Genomic DNA, 18,410 nt, shown 5'->3' with positions numbered 1-18,410 from the left:
ATCTTTATAATTTTCATATGTAGGTATTTATTGCTATATATTGGTTATCTGTACTTGATTTGAGGTTTCTCTATCGTTTGAGTTAACTGTCTTTATTGCTATTTGTTTGTGTAAAATTGTTGAATAATGATGATTTCGTAATTTATTGTTAATTATATAAGATTTTATGTGTTTTTGTTCTGCTAATTTTTGAATTTTCAAGTAGGATGTGCTCTTCTTAAGCTAAATTAAGCGTTTTTGTCTATTGTAGTGTTATTTATTTTAATTAACTTTTTTATAACATATTGATAAATTTTGTATATATTTGAAATACAGCATTTTATAAATAATTTAATGTGTTTTTTATAGGCTTTAATTTATATTTGATGTGTTTTTGTAGTGGTTTTAAAATATTAATTATGCATTTATTAACGTTATATTTGTCGAAATACTAATTAATTAACCAAAAAAAAATTAAAAATGAAATTAAGAAAAGTGCTTATTTTTTGTTTTTGGTCTTTATTGTTTTCCATTACTTTACAGGCACAAAATGCTTTGATTAAAGGAAAAGTAACAGATCAAGATGGGCTTGGTATTCCAGGAGCGAATATCGTATTGAAAGGAACGACTGTCACAACTTCAACCGATTTTGATGGTAAATTTTCAATAAGTTCTCCTTCTAATGGAATTTTAGTAATCAGTTTTACTGGCTACGCTACAGTAGAAACTCCAATTTCTGGTAGTGATGAAATTAATGTCAAGTTAAGACAAGATTCACAAAATCTAAATGAAGTTGTTGTTATTGGGTATGGTACTCAAAAGAAAGGGTTACTTACAGGGGCTAGTTCGAATTTTAAAGGAGAAGCTCTTGCGGATTTGAATACTGGTTCAGCTATGGAATCACTTCAAGGTATTGCTGCCGGTGTTAATGTTACTAAAAACAGTGGCGCTCCAGGTGCAGGTACTAGAGTAACCATTCGTGGACTAGGAACTATAGGTAATTCTAACCCATTGTATATAGTGGATGGTGTACCTGTTGGTAACATCGATTATTTGAATCCAAGTGATATAGAAGCTATTGATGTTTTGAAGGATGCTGCTTCTGCTGCAATTTACGGTTCTAGAGCGGCAAATGGTGTTGTATTGGTAACAACTGTAAAAGGACGTAAAGGAAGACCAGCCAAGATAAGCTATGACACTTATTTTGGAATTCAAAACATATACAAAAACTTGGATCCCTTAAATGCCCAAGAGTATATGTATATCATGGACGAAGGAAGAGTAAATGATGGTTTGGCTCCAAACGATTGGAATGCAATACTTCACGACAACAACTGGTTAGAAACAAATTATCCTGGTGCTGGAGAGCAACTAGGGGATGATGTTTGGAACCAATTGCAAAATGGATGGCAAGGAACCAATTGGATAAATGAAATGACCAAAAAAGATGCACCTATTGTAAGTCACTCTTTGAACATTACTGGTGCGAGCGATGATGTTGTTTATTCAGCTGGTATATCATATTTTGACCAAGATGGTATTATTGGAGGGAATATTGTAGATGCAGGATATAAAAGGCTAACAGCAAGACTTAATACTCAAATGGTATTAAAGAAAAATGAAAGCCACAGCATAGTTACTATTGGAGAAAATTTTACCTATTCTAATGTACAAAACAGAGCTGTAGCTACGGGTAATATCTATTGGAATGATTTGCACAATGCATTGGTACAAAATCCATTACAGCCTGCATACTGGCAAGACTCAATTGACAGAAATATTAATGAGTTTGGATATACCCCAACTTTAGATGGTTTGAACACTGGACAAACAAATCCTTTGGCGGTAATGTATTACAGACACAATTATAATTATGGAAAAGGAAATACAATTATTGGGAATGCCTTTTTAGAAATTGAGCCTATTTTGAATTTAAAATTCAGATCTGCTTATGGAATTGATTCTTGGTTTGGTCACAGTAGATCTATGAATCCAACGTATCATTTAGGAGTGCTTTATAATGATCCTACAGATGGAGCTTCACAAAGTCAGTACTTTGGTGCTAACACTACTTGGACAAATACACTTTCTTATGATACTAAATTTGGCGAGCATAAAATTACAGGAGTAGTAGGAACTGAATTAATTCGAAATCAAATCAACAATAGTGTAAGTGGTTCGAGAAATAATTTATTATTTCCTGGAGATCCAAAATATGCTTATCTAAATAACACACAAAGTCCTAGTTCCATAAATGATATCACTACTAGTGGTGCTGATTGGGCTGCTGGTGGCGGTGCTGTTCAATCTTTCTTTGCAAGAGCACAATATGATTATCAAGAAAAATACCTTTTTTCTGCTACTATGCGTGCAGATGGATCTTCAAATTTTGCTCCAGAAAACAGATGGGGTTATTTTCCTTCAGTTTCTGCTGGTTGGGTAATTACAAAAGAAGATTTTATGTCAGGTACTTCAGGCATACTTGATTTTGCGAAATTAAGAGCAAGCTGGGGACAAAATGGAAATCAATCTGTTGATCCGTTTCAGTATTCTGCACAAATTGCTTACGTGTTTCCGGGATACTTTTTCGGTGATACAAAACCAGTGTCTGGTACAACTGCTTATCCTGCAAGAGTTACCAATCCTGATATTACATGGGAGACTTCAGAGCAGTTAAACATTGGAGTTGATGCAAAACTATTTGATTCAAGACTGGGAGTTACTTTAGACTGGTATAAAAAAACTACGAAAGACTGGTTGGTTTTAGCTTCTATCGGACAAGCAGCTGGAGCAGCAGCTCCTTATATCAATGGAGGTGAAATCGAGAATTCAGGGGTTGAATATTCTGTGAATTGGAACGACAAAGCAGGTGATTTTAAATATGGAATTACCCTAAGTGGTGCTCATAACAAAAACGAAGTTACTAAAGTTGAAAATTCAGATGGGATAATTCATGGTCCAAGCCATGTACTTGCTCAAGGAACTTCAGAAGTTTCAAGAGTACAAGTGGGACAGCCAATAGGATATTTCTATGGTTTTCAAACAGCTGGTATTTTGCAAAATCAAAATGAAGTGGATGCATATGTAACACCAGACGGAAAACCATACTTTAATGACCAACGTCCAGGAGATGTTCGTTTTGTGGATCAAAATAAGGACGGACTTATTGATGAGAAAGACAAAGTATATTTAGGAAATCCAAATCCAGATTTTGAATTGGGAATTCAGTTAAATGTTGAGTATAAAGGAGTTTATTTAAACACAACTTTGGCTGGTAAATTTGGAATGCAAGTGATGCAATCTTATAGATCATTCGCTGACAGTCCTAAGCAAAATTATACTTCAGATGTTTTCGATCGTTGGCATGGGGAAGGAACTTCAAATAGAATGCCTAGGTTGACAGCTACATCGAATAGAAATACAAATTACATTTCTGATATTTATATGCATGATGCTGACTTCTTAAGAGTCAATAACTTAACTTTGGGATATAATTTTAATGAGGTGCTTTCAAATGTTAAGTTCATGTCTAATCTAAAATTATATGTTGCTGTAAATAACCTTTATACATTTACTGATTATGACGGTATGGATCCAGAAGTTCGTTTTGGACATGATGCAAGCTGGGCTTCAGGAATAGATCTTGGTCTGTATCCTCAAGCAAGAACAGTTATGTTTGGATTAAGTGCAGATTTTTAATATAAATACACAGAACGATGAAAAAATTAAAATATATTATAGCAATTTCAGCAATTTTTGCTGTTTCAAGTTGCGAGGATTACTTAGATTCTGAGAATCTTTACGGAAAAAGTTTGGAAAGCTTTTATAAAACACCTACAGATATAAATGAAGCAATGGCTGGTGTTTATAACGCAATCTATACTACAAATGTTCATAGTGAAGAACAAATCGCAGCCAATTTGATGGACAACATGATGTTAGGCGGTGGTGGTACTGATGACAAATCAGCTAAATGGGTTGATAATTTTGAAGACCCGGTTGAGGATACTTACTATGATATGTGGGGACAATCATACAAAGGAATTGCAAGAGCTAATGCAATTATTGAAAAAACCCAGGAAGCTGATTTTAGTAAATATTTTGATACTAAAGAAGAAGCTGATAAATTTAAAAAGCAAGCGATTGGAGAAGCTTTATTCATGAGAGCATTCTTCTACTTTAGATTGGCTAAGTTTTTTGGTGGAGTACCTCTAATTGTTTCTATCGATGATCCAAAAAATGTTGGAAGATCAACTTATACGGAGACTTTCGCTCAAATTGCTTCCGATTTAAAATTAGCGATTGAAACTATGCCAGCTACTCCGTTTCCGAGCATTCCAACTTCAAGTTATGGACATGCCAATAAATGGGTTGCTGAGGCTTATTTAGCACGTGTTTATTTGTTCTATACAGGATATATGACCAATATAGAACAACAAGCAACAGCAGATTTACCATTAGTTGAAGGTGGTGCATTGACTGCTACAAATGTTGCTTCTTATCTAGATGATTGTATCAATAATAGTGGACATGCTTTGGCTTCAGATTTTAGAAATTTATGGCCGTATTCTTATCTAAATAAAAGTGCAGGTAAAACAGTATTGCCTTGGGCAGCAACAAATAATTTGTCTTGGGTAGGTCAAGATGGCTCAGCGCCAACTTTTGGAACAGGTAATCTAGAGACTATGTTTGTACAAAGATTCTCTTTTGGAGATTGGGGATGGAGCAATGGTAATATCTATACTAATAGACTTTGTCTGTTTTCTGCAATACGTGGTAATTCAATGATGCCTTTTGGTGAAGGTTGGGGATGGTGTACTGTTAATCCTAAGTTATGGAGTACTTGGTCGGATCTTGATCCTAGAAAAGTGGGGTCTATACTTCAAATGGGACAAGCAGATCAAGGTACAGACAGTTACAAAGCTGATAAAGGGGATCATGAAACAGGATATTTCAATAAGAAATATATAGCACTACAGCATCCGAATGCGGGAGGTAGTAACGTAGGTATGTTTATCCAAATGTATGGTTGGAGTAATACCGATATGCAATTAATGCATGCTCAGGATTTTATCTTTATGCGTTTTGCAGATGTGCTATTAATGCATTCAGAAATCACTAAATCAGCTACAGGATTGAATGCTGTTAGGTCTAGAGCCGGTTTGCCAGCAGTTGGATATTCATTAGATGCTATAAAAGAAGAGCGTTTGCATGAATTTGCATTCGAAGGTTTACATTGGTTTGATTTGGTTCGTTGGGGAGACGTGAATACTGCATTTAATGATTCTTTCCCGGTAAGAAATTCAGGTACGGATGCTAACTATAGTGTAAAATACAGAACTGAAACAAAAGGTTTGGTGCCAATTCCAGAAACGGAAATGAGATTAGCAAATGGAGTTTATACTCAAAATCCAGGTTGGTAAAATTGAATAACCATTAATAAAATTTAACTATGAAAATTAATAAAATAATATATCTCATTATTGCTTCGTTTGTGCTTATATTTTCTGCCTGCGAACCAATTGTTGAAGAACAACATCTAGCGAATTCCACCGATGTTGATGGTGTTGAACTCAAAGCCACAAATACTACACCAGGCGGTAATGAAATTAAGCTTGAATTACTTACCCCAGCCATTACTGGACATTGGAATTATATGATAGGAAAGGCTTTGACAGACAGAGCTACAATTATATTTCCAGTTAAGGGAACCTTTAATTTTGCATACAGAGGTACTTTGGGAGCGGAATTGTTTGAAAAAAAGGTTCCGGTAACCATTGATGTGTTGGATCATCCTGTACCAGCAGAATGGACAGCCTTGTTAGGGGCAGATGCTGTTGCAGGTAAAACATGGATTTTTGATCAAAATGGACCTGACTCATTATGGTGGTTTATGTCTCCTCCTAATGCTCCAGATTCAGCTATGTCTGTTTGGTGGAATGCTGGAGGTACATGTTGCCCTCCTGGTGATGCAAATGGTAAAATGCATTTTGATTTAGATGGTGATGCAAATTACACACATTATGAGACTAAAACGTCTACTGGTACCAAAGGTTTATTTACTTTGGATGTGGTAGGTAAAAGACTGATTATTAGTGATGGTGCAAAAATGTTGGGCTCTGCTGCTGGTAATAAAGATGGTGTATATTCTATTGTTTCTCTAACAGAAGACAAAATGGTTCTTTATTTAAACAATAGTGAGACATACGGTACTGGATGGACTTTTATATTCAGACCTGAATAACACAGTTAAGTTGGTTTATATTTTCGAAAAGGGGAGATTCGATTCTTCCTTTTTCGAATTATAAACTTTTAATTTACTGGAACCAAATAGCTAAGGTTAAATACAGTATTAAATGTATTATCTATTTTCCTACGCTAAAAAAATCGTTTTTAGATAATTAAAAAAACAATACTTTCTGAACCAAGTGTCTTTTATGGCATAATTGGTAAGGGTTTATTATACCTATATCCTGCATATAATTAAATCAAAATAATGGAAATATTTAAAAAAATTCTAGCGTTGCCAATGTTGCTATTCGTAGCCTTATTGAGTTGTAGTTCTAGTGAGAACGGCAGTGAGCCCCCCAAAAAAAATACCGAACCAGATTTGGTAATAAATGCAGAAGTTGTTGGGACGACTACCCAATTGCCAAATGGTAATGGAAGTGGTATTGTTAATTTTAAGATTAGTTCAAATAGTGCTACATCTTTTAAAATAGTATTTGGTGATGGAGAAACTTTAGAAACTACAACGGGAACATTTAGCCATACTTATAGTGCGAGCGGCACAAAGACTTTTGATATGCAAGTTTCAGCATTCAATGGTGTAAAATATTTTAATGCGACAAAATCTATTACAATTTTTGTTGCGAGTGCCCAAATTTGGGCAGATGAATTCGATGTTGATGGAGCTCCGAATAGTGAAAAATGGGGTTATGATCTTGGAGCTGGAGGTTGGGGTAATAATGAACCTCAATACTATACGAACCGACCAGAGAATGTTATAGTAAAGGGAGGTGTTCTTAAAATTAATACAATAAAAGAAAATTATTTGGGGAGTACTTATACTTCTGCAAGACTTCTAACAGCTGGGAAATTTGCTTTTAAATATGGTAAAGTAGAGTTTAGGGCAAAATTGCCTGCAGGAGCGGGAACATGGCCAGCATTATGGATGCTTGGCGATAATATAAAAACAGTGGGCTGGCCTGCTTGTGGAGAAATTGATGTTATGGAACACGTAGGAAATCAATTGAATAAGATTTATGCAACCTTACATCATCCTGGTCATTCCGGTGCAAATGGGGATGGATTAACTAAAATGATTTCAAATGCTACTTCAGAATTTCATATTTATTCCGTTGATTGGAGAGCAGACACCATAAAGTTTTACATTGATAATAATTTGTTTTACACCTTTTCAAATTCCGCAAATTTACCATTTAATCAAAATTTCTTTATAATAATAAATTGTGCAATTGGTGGGAATTTTGGCGGAAATATAGATCCAAATTTTACTTCTTCAACTTTTGAAATAGATTACGTTAGAGTATATAATTAAAATGTTTTGGTTAAGTTAGGTAGTTTGGTCTTCATTAGCAGCTTCTATTTTTTAAGTTTGGTAGAAGCTCTAATGAAGAATTTTTCAGAGTGGTTTGACCATTGCTAATCAATTAAAAAATAAATAAATGATTCCAGAACGATTTCAAAGAAAAACCTTTTGTCCCTTCGGAACGTTTAACAATTTAAAATATAATGAAGCAACATCACATTTGATTGACTGCATTCTTTTATCAAAAGGCAACTCCATTACAGTTATTAAATATGCTGTTCTATCGGATGCTAAAAATTTGAAATATCCATCGGATCATTTCCCTGTTTTAATCGAAATTAACTGCAAATAAATAATGAAAAAAATAACCACCACAACATTAGTATTAGCAACCATTTTTGCATTTGGGCAACAAAAAAAAGGTACCCAAGAGAATTTGTTTTCCACAAAAGACAAATCTGTTGCGGTATATACAACAGCAGCCAATACAAAATTAAAAATAAGTCCTACGGAAAAGTTGGTTTTTTCAATAGCAAATCAACCTATAGAGACCGAAATATCAATTTTTGTGGAACCCACAAAAACCTATCAGACTTTTATGGGAATTGGAGGAGCCATAACAGACGCCAGTGCTGAAGTGTATGCTAAATTATCAAAAGAAAAGCAAAGAGAACTTTTGGATGCTTACTACGATAAACAAAAAGGGATTGGTTATTCTTTATTGAGAACAACGATTCATAGTTCAGATTTTAGCAGTAAATCCTACACCTATATTGAGGAGGGTGATAAAGAGTTAAAAACGTTTTCAATTAAGCATGACCAGCAATATCGTATTCCTATGATAAAAGAGGCAATAAAAACTGCTGGGGGTAAAATGATAATGTATGCAACTCCTTGGAGTCCGCCTGCTTTCATGAAAACCAATAAAACTATGCTAAAAGGAGGTGCATTATTGCCGGAATTTTATCAGGTATGGGCAAACTATTATGCGAAGTTTATAAAAGAGTATGAAAAAGAAGGTATGCCAATTTGGGGTTTATCTACACAAAATGAACCAATGGCCACGCAAACTTGGGAATCTTGTTTATATACAGCAGAAGCCGAAAGAGATTTCTTGAAGAATTACCTAGGCCCTACAATGCAAAAAGAAGGGCTGGGAGATAAGAAAATCATTATTTGGGATCATAATAGAGACTTAATGAACCAAAGAGCAAGTGTTATTTATTCTGATCCTGAAGCGGCAAAATACGTTTGGGGAATGGGATTTCATTGGTACGAAACATGGGCAGGAGGAGCACCAATGTTTGAAAATGTAAAAAAAGTTAATGAAGCTTATCCCGATAAAAAATTAATTTTTACTGAAGGCTGTGTGGAAAAATTTGACGCTGCTAAATATCAGTTTTGGCCAAATGCTGAAAGATATGGGACATCTATGATTAATGATTTTAACAATGGCACGGTTGCTTGGACGGATTGGAATATTCTATTGGATCAGTTTGGAGGGCCTAATCATGTTGGAAATTTTTGTTTCGCACCTATTCATGCAGACACTACCACAGGGGAGTTAATTTACACACCTTCGTATTATTACATTGGACATTTTTCCAAATTCATTGAGCCTAAAGCCAAAAGAGTCAGTACGGCTGTGAGCAGAAGCGTGCTGTTGAGCACTTCGTTTCTTAACAACAACGGAAAAATGGTGACCGTTGTAATGAATTCAACAGATAATAGCGTGACGTATAATTTAATTGTTGCCAACGCTAAAACGGTTATTACAATTCCTGCCCACGGAATTCAAACGGTGGTTTATTAATAAAATGAATTTCAAAAAAGCTAATTAATCAGCAAAAGAAGTATGGATTGCGATTCAAACTTCATTTTAATGCAATAAAAAATTAAAATTGAACATGAAAAATACAACACTATTATTATTTGTATGTGTGATATCGTTTACTTCTTGGAGTCAAGAAATTAAACGAAAAAAGGATGACATTGATGTTAAGGTTTCAGAACTACTCTCGAAAATGAGTGTAGAAGAAAAAATTGGACAAATGACACAAATAACGGTAACCAATTTTGAACAAAAAGGAAATCCAGGAGTCATCGATGCCGAAAAATTGAAAGAGGGAATTCAAACGTATCATATTGGTTCCATTTTGAACGTACCAAATCCGGGTGCGCCTACTGTTGCAAAGTGGAAAGAAGTTATGACTACCATCAGTAATGAGGCGAATAAAACAAGACTGAAAATACCTGTTTTGTATGGGATAGATGCCATTCATGGAGCAAGCTATACAGCTGGAGCGACTTTGTTTCCGCAACAAATTGGCTTGGCCGCTACCTTTAATCCAAATTTGGTAAAACGTGGAGCCGAGATTTCGGCTTACGAAACTAGAGCTTCTTCTATTCCTTGGGTTTTTTCACCCGATTTGGATTTTCCTAGAAATCCGGCTTGGTCAAGAATCTGGGAATCTTTTGGAGAAGATCCTTATTTGTCGTCCAGAATGGCAGTAGCATTAGTTGATGGTTTTGAAAACAATAGTTTTGGGTCAAAATATCAAGTAGCTTCCTGCATGAAGCATTATTTAGGTTACGGTAGTACTACAACCGGAAAAGACAGAACACCAAGTATAATTCCGGAAAGAATTTTGAGACAATACGATTTGACAATTTACGAAGCAGCAATTAAGGCAGGTGCCAAAAGCGTAATGGTAAGTTCGGGTGAAATAAATGGGACTCCGGTACACGCAAGCAAACATTTGCTAACGGATATCCTTAAAAATGAATTGGGATTTTCGGGAGTTGTAGTTACGGACTGGAAAGATATTATTTATTTATACACCAGACATAAAGTTGCCGAAACCAACAGAGATGCTGTTCGAATAGCCGTTATGGCTGGAATCGACATGAGTATGGTTCCTGAGGATTTTTCTTTTTACACAGATTTATTGGATCTGGTAAACAAAGGAGAAGTGCCAATGTCAAGAATTGATGATGCCGTTTCTAGAATTTTGAGAATGAAATATGAATTGAATTTGTTTGAAAACTCAGTAGCCAATGCCAAAGATTATCCAAAATTTGGTTCTCCAGAGCATATTCAGGAAGCTTATAACACCGCTGCAGAATCGATTACATTGTTGAAAAACAAAGACGCTGTTTTGCCATTGAATAAAAGTGAAAAAATTCTTGTAACCGGTCCAACTTCAAACAGTATGAAATATTTGAATGGGGGTTGGTCATACACATGGCAAGGTGAAAACTCGGATGTTTATGCTGCAGACAAATTTACCATTTTAGAGGCTTTTCAAAATAAATTGGGGAAAGAGAATGTTCTGTATACTTCAGGCGCTGACTTCGCAAAAGAAGATGATGCCGAAATAGAGAAGGCGGTTGCACTTGCTAAACAAGCATCCAAAATTGTTTTGTGTTTGGGAGAAAAAAATTATACCGAAACTCCGGGTGATATCAGTAATTTATTTATGAGTGATTCTCAGATAAAACTGGCTTTGGCTCTAGCCAAATTAAATAAGCCGATTGTTTTGGTTTTAAATGAAGGAAGACCAAGATTGATTAGTGATTTTGAAGATAAAATGAATGCTGTGGTTCAATGTTACTTGCCAGGAAATGAAGGAGCGAGAGCTTTGGTTGATATTCTTTACGGAGATGTAAATCCAAGTGGAAGATTACCGTATAATTATCCTAGATATCCTAATTCATTGGAAAAATACAACCGAAAATACACCGAGAGCATTTCGGAAGGGGAACAAAATAATGATGCTAAATATGAAAAAAGTTATTACCCTCAATTTGAGTTTGGAACTGGATTATCTTATACGACCTTTACCTATTCAAATCTGAAAATAGATAAAACCGAAATCAATGATGCGGATGAAATCAATGTTTCTGTTGAAGTCACTAATTCAGGTGCAAAAGCGGGGAAAGAAACTGTTTTGTTGTATTTGACGGATAATTTTGCCAGCATTACACCAGAAGTTAAAACATTAAAAAGATTCGAAAAAATCAGTTTGGAACCTAAAGAAACCAAAACGGTTAGCTTTGTTTTAAAACAAAAAGATTTACAGTTTGTGAATAATGATTTAAAATGGATTTCTGAAAAAGGAACATTTACAATCCAAGTCTCAAATCTTAATAAAGATTTTTTATTGAAGAAATAATTGAAAAAGCATCGTTATGGTGAGGTCCGCTAGGACAGTTTTGTTTTGTTTTGTTTTCTATCGAGAAGTTGCAAGGGCGCAAAGTTTAGAACCTATTTCTTTGCGTCTTCGCTCCTTTGGATTTAGCAAAACGGTGTTAAGCCAATAAAACATCTTTAATCTTAGACTTGCACGCTGCTCCCAGAGGCCAAGGGAAAGATGCTGCAATATCCGACTACGATGATTCAAAACCATCACTTTGGGGGAGTACTGCAAATCAGGATAAAATGGCAGTGCAGTAAGAAATTAAATTCCTGCATTAATTTAAGAGGCTGTTTCACAAGTAGTGAGACAGCCTCTTTTTTTATCTATTTTATGCTCATGAAGTACCCGATTAAATTTTCTTTCTGATTCAATTCCAGTTTTTTTCTTAATCGGTATCGGGCCAAATCGACTCCTCCTGTTGATATATTCATGAATTCTGCAATTTCTTTGGTGGACATGTTCATTAGTAAATAGGTCGCAAGATCCATTTCTCTCGGAGTAATGGCAGGGTGTTTTTCCTTTAATTTTTTTAGAAAATCAAAGTGGACATTTTTCAGGTGTTTTTCAAGATCCTTCCAGCTTTTGTCGGTACTGACTTCCTTAATAATACTTTTGTTCAGTTTGGTAAATTGAGTCTTTGCCGCTTCGTCAAATGAGCTCGTGTTGATATCTCTAAGCCTTTGAATAATTCCGTTTAATATTTTATTTTTTTTAACCACTTGCAATGTGTTGTTTACCAATTCTTTATCTTTTGATAGTAGTTTTATTTGTAATTTTTCATTTTCAAGTTTTTCAATTTCTTTTTCCAATTCATATTGTTCTTGCTTGATTTTAGTTTCTTTTTCTAAATATAACCTTCGCTGTTCTAGTGTTTCAACATATCTATTTTTTCTGATTTTCATTTTAATGCTAAATCGGGTGTAGTAAACTAAACCAGCAGCCATCAGTAAGTAAAATAAGTAGGCTAATGAATGTCTGTACCAAGGAGGGAACACTCTGAATTCAATAGAAGTTTCGTCTGATTGAATCCTAAAGCTGTTTCGTGCTTTTACTTTCATTTTATAATTTCCCTCTTTTAAATTGGTATATTCTTTTATAGTGTTGTTGGACCAATCACTCCAATCTTCATCAAAGCCTTCCAGCTGATAGGAAAATTCAATATTTTCAAGATTTTCGTATGAAGGGGACGAAAATGTGAATTTGACTTGATTTGAGGCATAAGGCAGTTCATATTTCTCACTTTTGTCTTGCTTATTTCCCAGATGAATGGTGTCGCCAGGAAATGTAAAACTTCTTATATGAGCAATAGGTTTTGATACAGATTTGTTTTCTACAGCTGCATCATAATGTGCCAGACCATCTGTTAAGCCTATAAAAGTGTTTCGGGAATCAATAGTATTTATAGACATATAATTGTCCACTAATTTCCCGGTTAAGTTTGAGAATGGAGTTATGACATGTTTGTATTTGCCATTGCCCTCTTTTATCAGTGCTCCCATTGATTCATTAAAATTGTACCAAAGATTACCATTGGTATCTTCTGTCAATTTTTTAATTTTTGGAATTGACTTGAATATATTGGTCATTACAGCATCTTCTGTAAATGTGCCTTGAGTTATAGAATAAGTGTAGAAAATATTATTAGATTGAAAAAAAACTATATTCTTTATTTTTTGAAGACTTCCTGTACCAGGATTTTGTTCAGAAAATTGAGTAAAGGTTTTAATGGTGTTAGCGTTTCTTAAATCATTATTCAGGGTGATTTGATATATGTATTGGTCTTTTTTTAGCCATAAATAATCTTTGTCAATTTCAAATGAATTGGATGATTTGTCGATGCCTTCTATTTTATTTCTGAATTTCATTCCTGTACTTGTCTTTTCAAAAACAGAAAAGCCATTGTAATTTGCCCCTATAAAAAAGTTGGGATGATTAGGTATTGATTTAAAACCGAAGTATCCTTTTGGATCCAGATTTTTAATCATTTTTCTATTCTGTATAAGTAGCGCTCCTTTATTGCTGGCACATATTAATTCTCCATTTATTATCTGTACATTCCATGCTTGGGTAGTAGTTCCTTCAATAAGTTTAAAAGAGCCTTCTTTGAAATCGGTATCCCAAGGATGATAAAAAACCCCTTGATTGGTCGCTACATACAAATTGCCTTTATGTACAACAGATGAATAAACGGTTCCTAAATTATAGCTAAATCCAAAATAGGTAAGAAATGAGTTTTCGTTTACATATGCAATTCCATTGTCTAATCCCAGCCAAAGATTATTGCTTTTGTCTATAAATGAAGTAAGAACCGTATTGTTTTGAAGCCCTTTGCTTCGGTCGATGTGCTGTATAATATTTCCGTTTAGATCACAAACGATAATACCGTCAAGAACCGAGTTTATTACAACGTATTTGTTCTTATAAAGGATGCATCCCAGAGAACCATTCTTTTTTATAAAGGTATTGGCTTGGGTATTCCATGGCAATGCCTGATTGTTTGTTATTATAAAAAGCCCTTTGTCTAATGTAGCAGCTAGGATTTTGTTTTTTTCTAATTCAACCATTCCCCAAATTTCCGAATTGTTAAAAGTGTTTAATCCTTTAAGATAATTCAGTTTGCCATTTTTATATTCTAAAATTCCAGAAGAAATATCCTGTAAGTACAATCTGGAATTGGTTAGAAAAGAGAATTGAAATCTTTTTGGGGCATTTATGATTTTGACTTTGTTGTTCTTGTATATATAGATATGGTCGAATGACTGAAAAATAACCTCATCCTTGTAAAGGTGTATTTTCCAGATAAAGTCAATTATGCCTAAAGTTTTTTTATCTAATGAATTGGAAATAGAAAAGTATTCGAGTTTTCCTTTTGAATTGGCTTTGAAATAGCCAAACTCATTATAACAGCCTACATATATTTTTCCGGATGCATCTACTTTTAAACATTTAATAGCATCTGAGTTTTTTGCTTTGTATTTATTCCATTTCGATCCGTCAAATTGTAAAAGACCGTCATTATTTCCAAAATAGATATTTCCGTTTTTATCCTGGTCAATATTCCAGTTTTGTGTTCCTCCTTTGTAATCTGTTCTGCTGTAATTTTTGATAAGGGGAAGACCAATTTTTTTTACCTGCCCAAAAAATAGTAAAGGTGAGTTAAGTAAAATAAACAGCAAAAAAAGTCTAGTCAATTTCATGTATTGTTCTTTTTATATTATTTCGAATTTGTATATGATTTGATGTAATTATGGCTAATGTGATAATGTGCATTTTAAGGGTCATTTGAGCTGAATTTAAGGCTCTTTTGTAGATTTTGAGCTAAAGTATCTAATTTATAGTAATTGTAATGATTTTTTTCAATTAATATTTTTTTAAGTAATGTTTTTTTGTTTTTAAAATACTTTAAATCAAGTGATTATATTTTTTTTGATAATATTTTGTAATACTGATATGGTCTTATTGATGTGAATTTGTAGTGATTGTTAATTCTGAAATTAGAAATTTTAGATATACTATTGCATCAAATAACTAAATTTTTAACCAAAATAATCAGAAAAATGAAATTATTAAAAGCATTTATTTTTTGTATTTTGTCACTCTTATTCTCAGTTTATGGGCATGCGCAGGAAGCACCCGTTAACGGAAAAGTGGTTGATGAAACGGGGATTCCAATTCCAGGGGCAACAATAGTTTTAAAAGGAACGTCATCATCAGTAGCGACAGATTTTGATGGTAGATTTCAAATTAGTGCTCCCAAAAACGGAGTTTTATCAATTAGTTTTATAGGGTATAAAACTGTTGAGACGGCTATTAATGGTCAAACATCAGTACAAGTAAAACTTTATACTGCATCACAAGACTTGAATGAAGTTGTGGTAGTAGGGTATGGTACCCAAAAGAAAAGTGTAACGACTGGTGCGATTTCAAGTGTAAGAGCCAGAGATTTGGAAAAAGTTCCTAATGGCCGTATTGAACAAGCATTGCAGGGTAGAGTTTCTGGAGTTACAATAGCTTCCAGTTCTGGTCAGCCAGGTTCAGCATCAACGATCCGTATTAGGGGTATAACTACTTTTGGTGAAGGAGGAAATGATCCGCTTTGGGTTGTAGATGGTGTGGTTGTAGATGCTGGAGGTATTGGTTATCTTAATCAATCGGATATTGAATCTATGGAGGTTCTTAAAGATGCAGCTTCAGCAGCAATTTACGGAACTCGTGCTGCAACAGGTGTAATTTTGGTAACAACCAAAAAAGGAAAATCTGGAAAAATTACGGTTAATTATAATGGATTTGCTGGAGTTTCATCTCCTGCTAAAACATTAGATTTACTAAATTCAACTCAATATGCGACTTTATTAAATGAAAAGTCAGTTGCTGGCGGTGGCGCATTAATCTTTTCGAATCCAGCTGCATTAGGAAATGGGACTGATTGGCAAAAAGCTATTTTTAATGAAAGTGCACTTCGTTATTCACATGAATTGAGTATTAGCGGAGGAAGTGATGTTTCAAACTTCTATGCTTCTTTTGGAATTCAAGATCAGGAGGGAATTGTTTCTACCGAGATTTCAAATTATAATAAAAATAGTTTCCGTTTAAATTCAACTCACAAAATATCCAAAGTATTCACTTTCGGACAGACTTTTGGTTTCACAAGACAAAAAACTGTTGGAATTGGTAATACCAATAGCGAATTTGGAGGGCCATTGAGTTCTGCAATTAATTTAGACCCTACAACTCCAATTATTGAAACGGATCCTGTTTTGGCTAATTCAGCACCATACAGCACGAATCCTGTAATTAGAGATGCAAATGGTAATCCTTACGGAATTTCCAATTTAGTTGGTCAAGAAATGACTAACCCGTTAGCTTATACTCAAACTAGACTAGGCGGTTACAACTGGTCTGATGATTTAGTTGGAAATGCTTATTTAGAAGCTGCAGTGACAAAACATTTCAAATTCAGAACAACATTTGGAGGCAAAATGGCGTATTGGGGTAATCAGGGATTTACTCCTGTTTATTATTTGAGTGCTACTTCAAACGTGCTTAAAAATAATTACGGGCAAAGTGAAAACAGCAGTTTTGCATGGAATGTCGAAAATATTGCAACTTATTCTAATTCTTTTGGGGATCACAATTTAACAGTATTGTTAGGTCAAGGTGCTTATGTTGAGAATATTGGTGGCGGTTCAAGTGCTACAATGTTTGGTTTGCCTATTACGAGCTATCAGGATGCATCTTTCAACTTTGATATTCCGCAGGCAGACAGAAGCAGCGGTACTTATGATATGGTAGAGCATAAATTAACCTCTTTATTTGCCCGTGTTAATTATGATTTTAAAGAAAAATATTTATTGACAGGTATTATTCGCCGTGACGGATCTTCCCGTTTTGGAGCCAATCATAAGTTTGGTGTTTTCCCTTCTTTTAATGTAGGATGGGTAGTTTCAAAAGAAGAATTTTGGAAAGAGAATGATGTAATTAATACATTAAAAATTAGAGGAGGTTATGGTGTTGTTGGGAATGATGCCATTCCAAACTTTAGATATCTTTCTTTAGTTGAAGGCGGTTATAACTATTCTTTTGGTAATACAGGAGCAATAACTACTGGTTATGCAAATCTTACTTTGGACAATCCAGATTTGAGATGGGAAGAGACTTCTCAGGCAAACATTGGATTTGAATCAAAATTTTTCAATAATTTAAATCTTACTGTAGATGTATATAACAAAAAAACTACAGGTATTTTACGTCCAATAAACATTCCTGGTTATGTTGGGGTTGTTTCCAATCCAACAGGAAATGTTGCCGATATGGAAAACAGAGGTATTGAGGTTGAGTTAGGATACAGAAAACAATTCGGTGATTTTAATTTCTCAGCAAATGCAAATTTTGCTTATTTAGAAAATGAAGTAACCTATGTCGCTTCTGATGCAAATTATATTCAAGGAGATGCTTCTTTCCAATCTATGGGGCCAGTTACTAGAACTCAAGTTGGTCAATCATATAACTCATTCTATGGTCTAAAAACAGCTGGAATTTTTCAAAATGAAGCTGAAATTACAGCCTATACAAATACTTCTGGAGGTTTAATTCAGCCAAATGCACGTCCAGGAGATTTCCGTTGGATTGATACAGACGGCAACGGATCTATCAATGACGATGACAAGCAGTTCTTAGGCAGCAATATCCCAAAATATACATTTGGGCTTACATTGAACTTAGACTATAAAGGTTTTGATTTAATGGCATTTGCTCAAGGTGCAGCTGGAAATAAAATTTTCCAAGGTTTAAGAAGATTAGATATCACAAATGCTAATTATCAGACAGAAGCTTTGGCTCGTTGGACTGGTGAAGGAACATCTAATGATTATCCAAGACTTACTTCTACTGATACTAACGGAAACTTTGGTAAGATGTCAGATTTCTACTTGGAAGATGGAGATTATTTACGTTTAAAAATAGTTCAATTTGGCTATTCATTACCAACAAATGTAGTTTCTCAAATAGGGGCAAGTAAAGTTCGTTTTTACTTAACTGGCGAGAACTTGTTCACTTTTACAAAATATACTGGATATGATCCAGAAATTGGCGGAGGTGTTTTTGGAATAGACAAAGGTGTTTATCCACAGGCAAGAACATTCATGTTTGGAGCTAATCTACAATTTTAATAAAATTAAAGA

Annotated in this window: 9 protein-coding genes; 8 read left to right on the top strand and 1 reads right to left on the bottom strand. The window is 34.4% G+C overall.

The annotated features are described in order from the left end of the window. Positions 1 to 459: 459 nt before the first annotated feature. The 7 genes from B0E44_RS12880 to B0E44_RS12850 all read left to right on the top strand — a co-directional run bounded on the left by B0E44_RS12880 (position 460) and on the right by B0E44_RS12850 (position 11,706). A complete protein-coding gene (locus B0E44_RS12880; RefSeq protein WP_077375774.1) occupies positions 460 to 3,678 on the top strand; it encodes a TonB-dependent receptor in 3,219 nt (1,072 codons plus the stop codon). A 17-nt stretch (positions 3,679 to 3,695) separates the two neighbouring features. Further along, the gene (locus B0E44_RS12875) at positions 3,696 to 5,402 is read left to right on the top strand and encodes a RagB/SusD family nutrient uptake outer membrane protein (RefSeq protein ID WP_077375770.1); all 1,707 of its coding nucleotides are present in this window, start codon (positions 3,696 to 3,698) and stop codon (positions 5,400 to 5,402) included. Positions 5,403 to 5,431: 29 nt separating this feature from the next. Then, complete coding sequence (locus tag B0E44_RS12870; RefSeq protein WP_077375767.1) at positions 5,432 to 6,223, top strand: hypothetical protein; 792 nt, start codon at positions 5,432 to 5,434, stop codon at positions 6,221 to 6,223. A 252-nt stretch (positions 6,224 to 6,475) separates the two neighbouring features. Beyond that, positions 6,476 to 7,540 carry a family 16 glycosylhydrolase gene (locus B0E44_RS12865; RefSeq protein WP_077375764.1) on the top strand — a complete coding sequence of 355 codons (1,065 nt, stop codon included), beginning with the start codon at positions 6,476 to 6,478 and terminating at the stop codon, positions 7,538 to 7,540. Between the two features lie 127 nt (positions 7,541 to 7,667). Further along, positions 7,668 to 7,883 carry a hypothetical protein gene (locus B0E44_RS12860; RefSeq protein WP_077375761.1) on the top strand — a complete coding sequence of 72 codons (216 nt, stop codon included), beginning with the start codon at positions 7,668 to 7,670 and terminating at the stop codon, positions 7,881 to 7,883. Between the two features lie 3 nt (positions 7,884 to 7,886). Next, positions 7,887 to 9,344 (top strand): glycoside hydrolase family 30 beta sandwich domain-containing protein, encoded by a 1,458-nt coding sequence (locus B0E44_RS12855; protein WP_077375758.1) that lies wholly within the window; start codon positions 7,887 to 7,889, stop codon positions 9,342 to 9,344. Between the two features lie 94 nt (positions 9,345 to 9,438). Next, positions 9,439 to 11,706: a glycoside hydrolase family 3 N-terminal domain-containing protein gene (locus B0E44_RS12850; protein ID WP_077375755.1), complete on the top strand. Its 2,268-nt coding sequence runs from the start codon at positions 9,439 to 9,441 to the stop codon at positions 11,704 to 11,706. A 347-nt stretch (positions 11,707 to 12,053) separates the two neighbouring features. Here the strand turns inward: B0E44_RS12850 and B0E44_RS12845 are convergent, their stop codons facing one another. Further along, complete coding sequence (locus tag B0E44_RS12845) at positions 12,054 to 14,927, bottom strand: triple tyrosine motif-containing protein (protein ID WP_077375752.1); 2,874 nt, start codon at positions 14,925 to 14,927, stop codon at positions 12,054 to 12,056. Between the two features lie 360 nt (positions 14,928 to 15,287). Between B0E44_RS12845 and B0E44_RS12840 the strand changes: the two genes are divergently transcribed. Next, entirely contained in the window at positions 15,288 to 18,398 is a 3,111-nt protein-coding gene (locus B0E44_RS12840) for a TonB-dependent receptor (RefSeq protein ID WP_077375813.1), read from the top strand. Positions 18,399 to 18,410 lie beyond the last annotated feature (12 nt).

It is taken from the genome of Flavobacterium sp. A45 (assembly GCF_002001005.1).
Lineage (GTDB): Bacteria > Bacteroidota > Bacteroidia > Flavobacteriales > Flavobacteriaceae > Flavobacterium.
The sequence above is the reverse complement of the archived record's forward strand: the minus strand, read 5'-3'. Positions and strand labels throughout refer to the sequence as shown.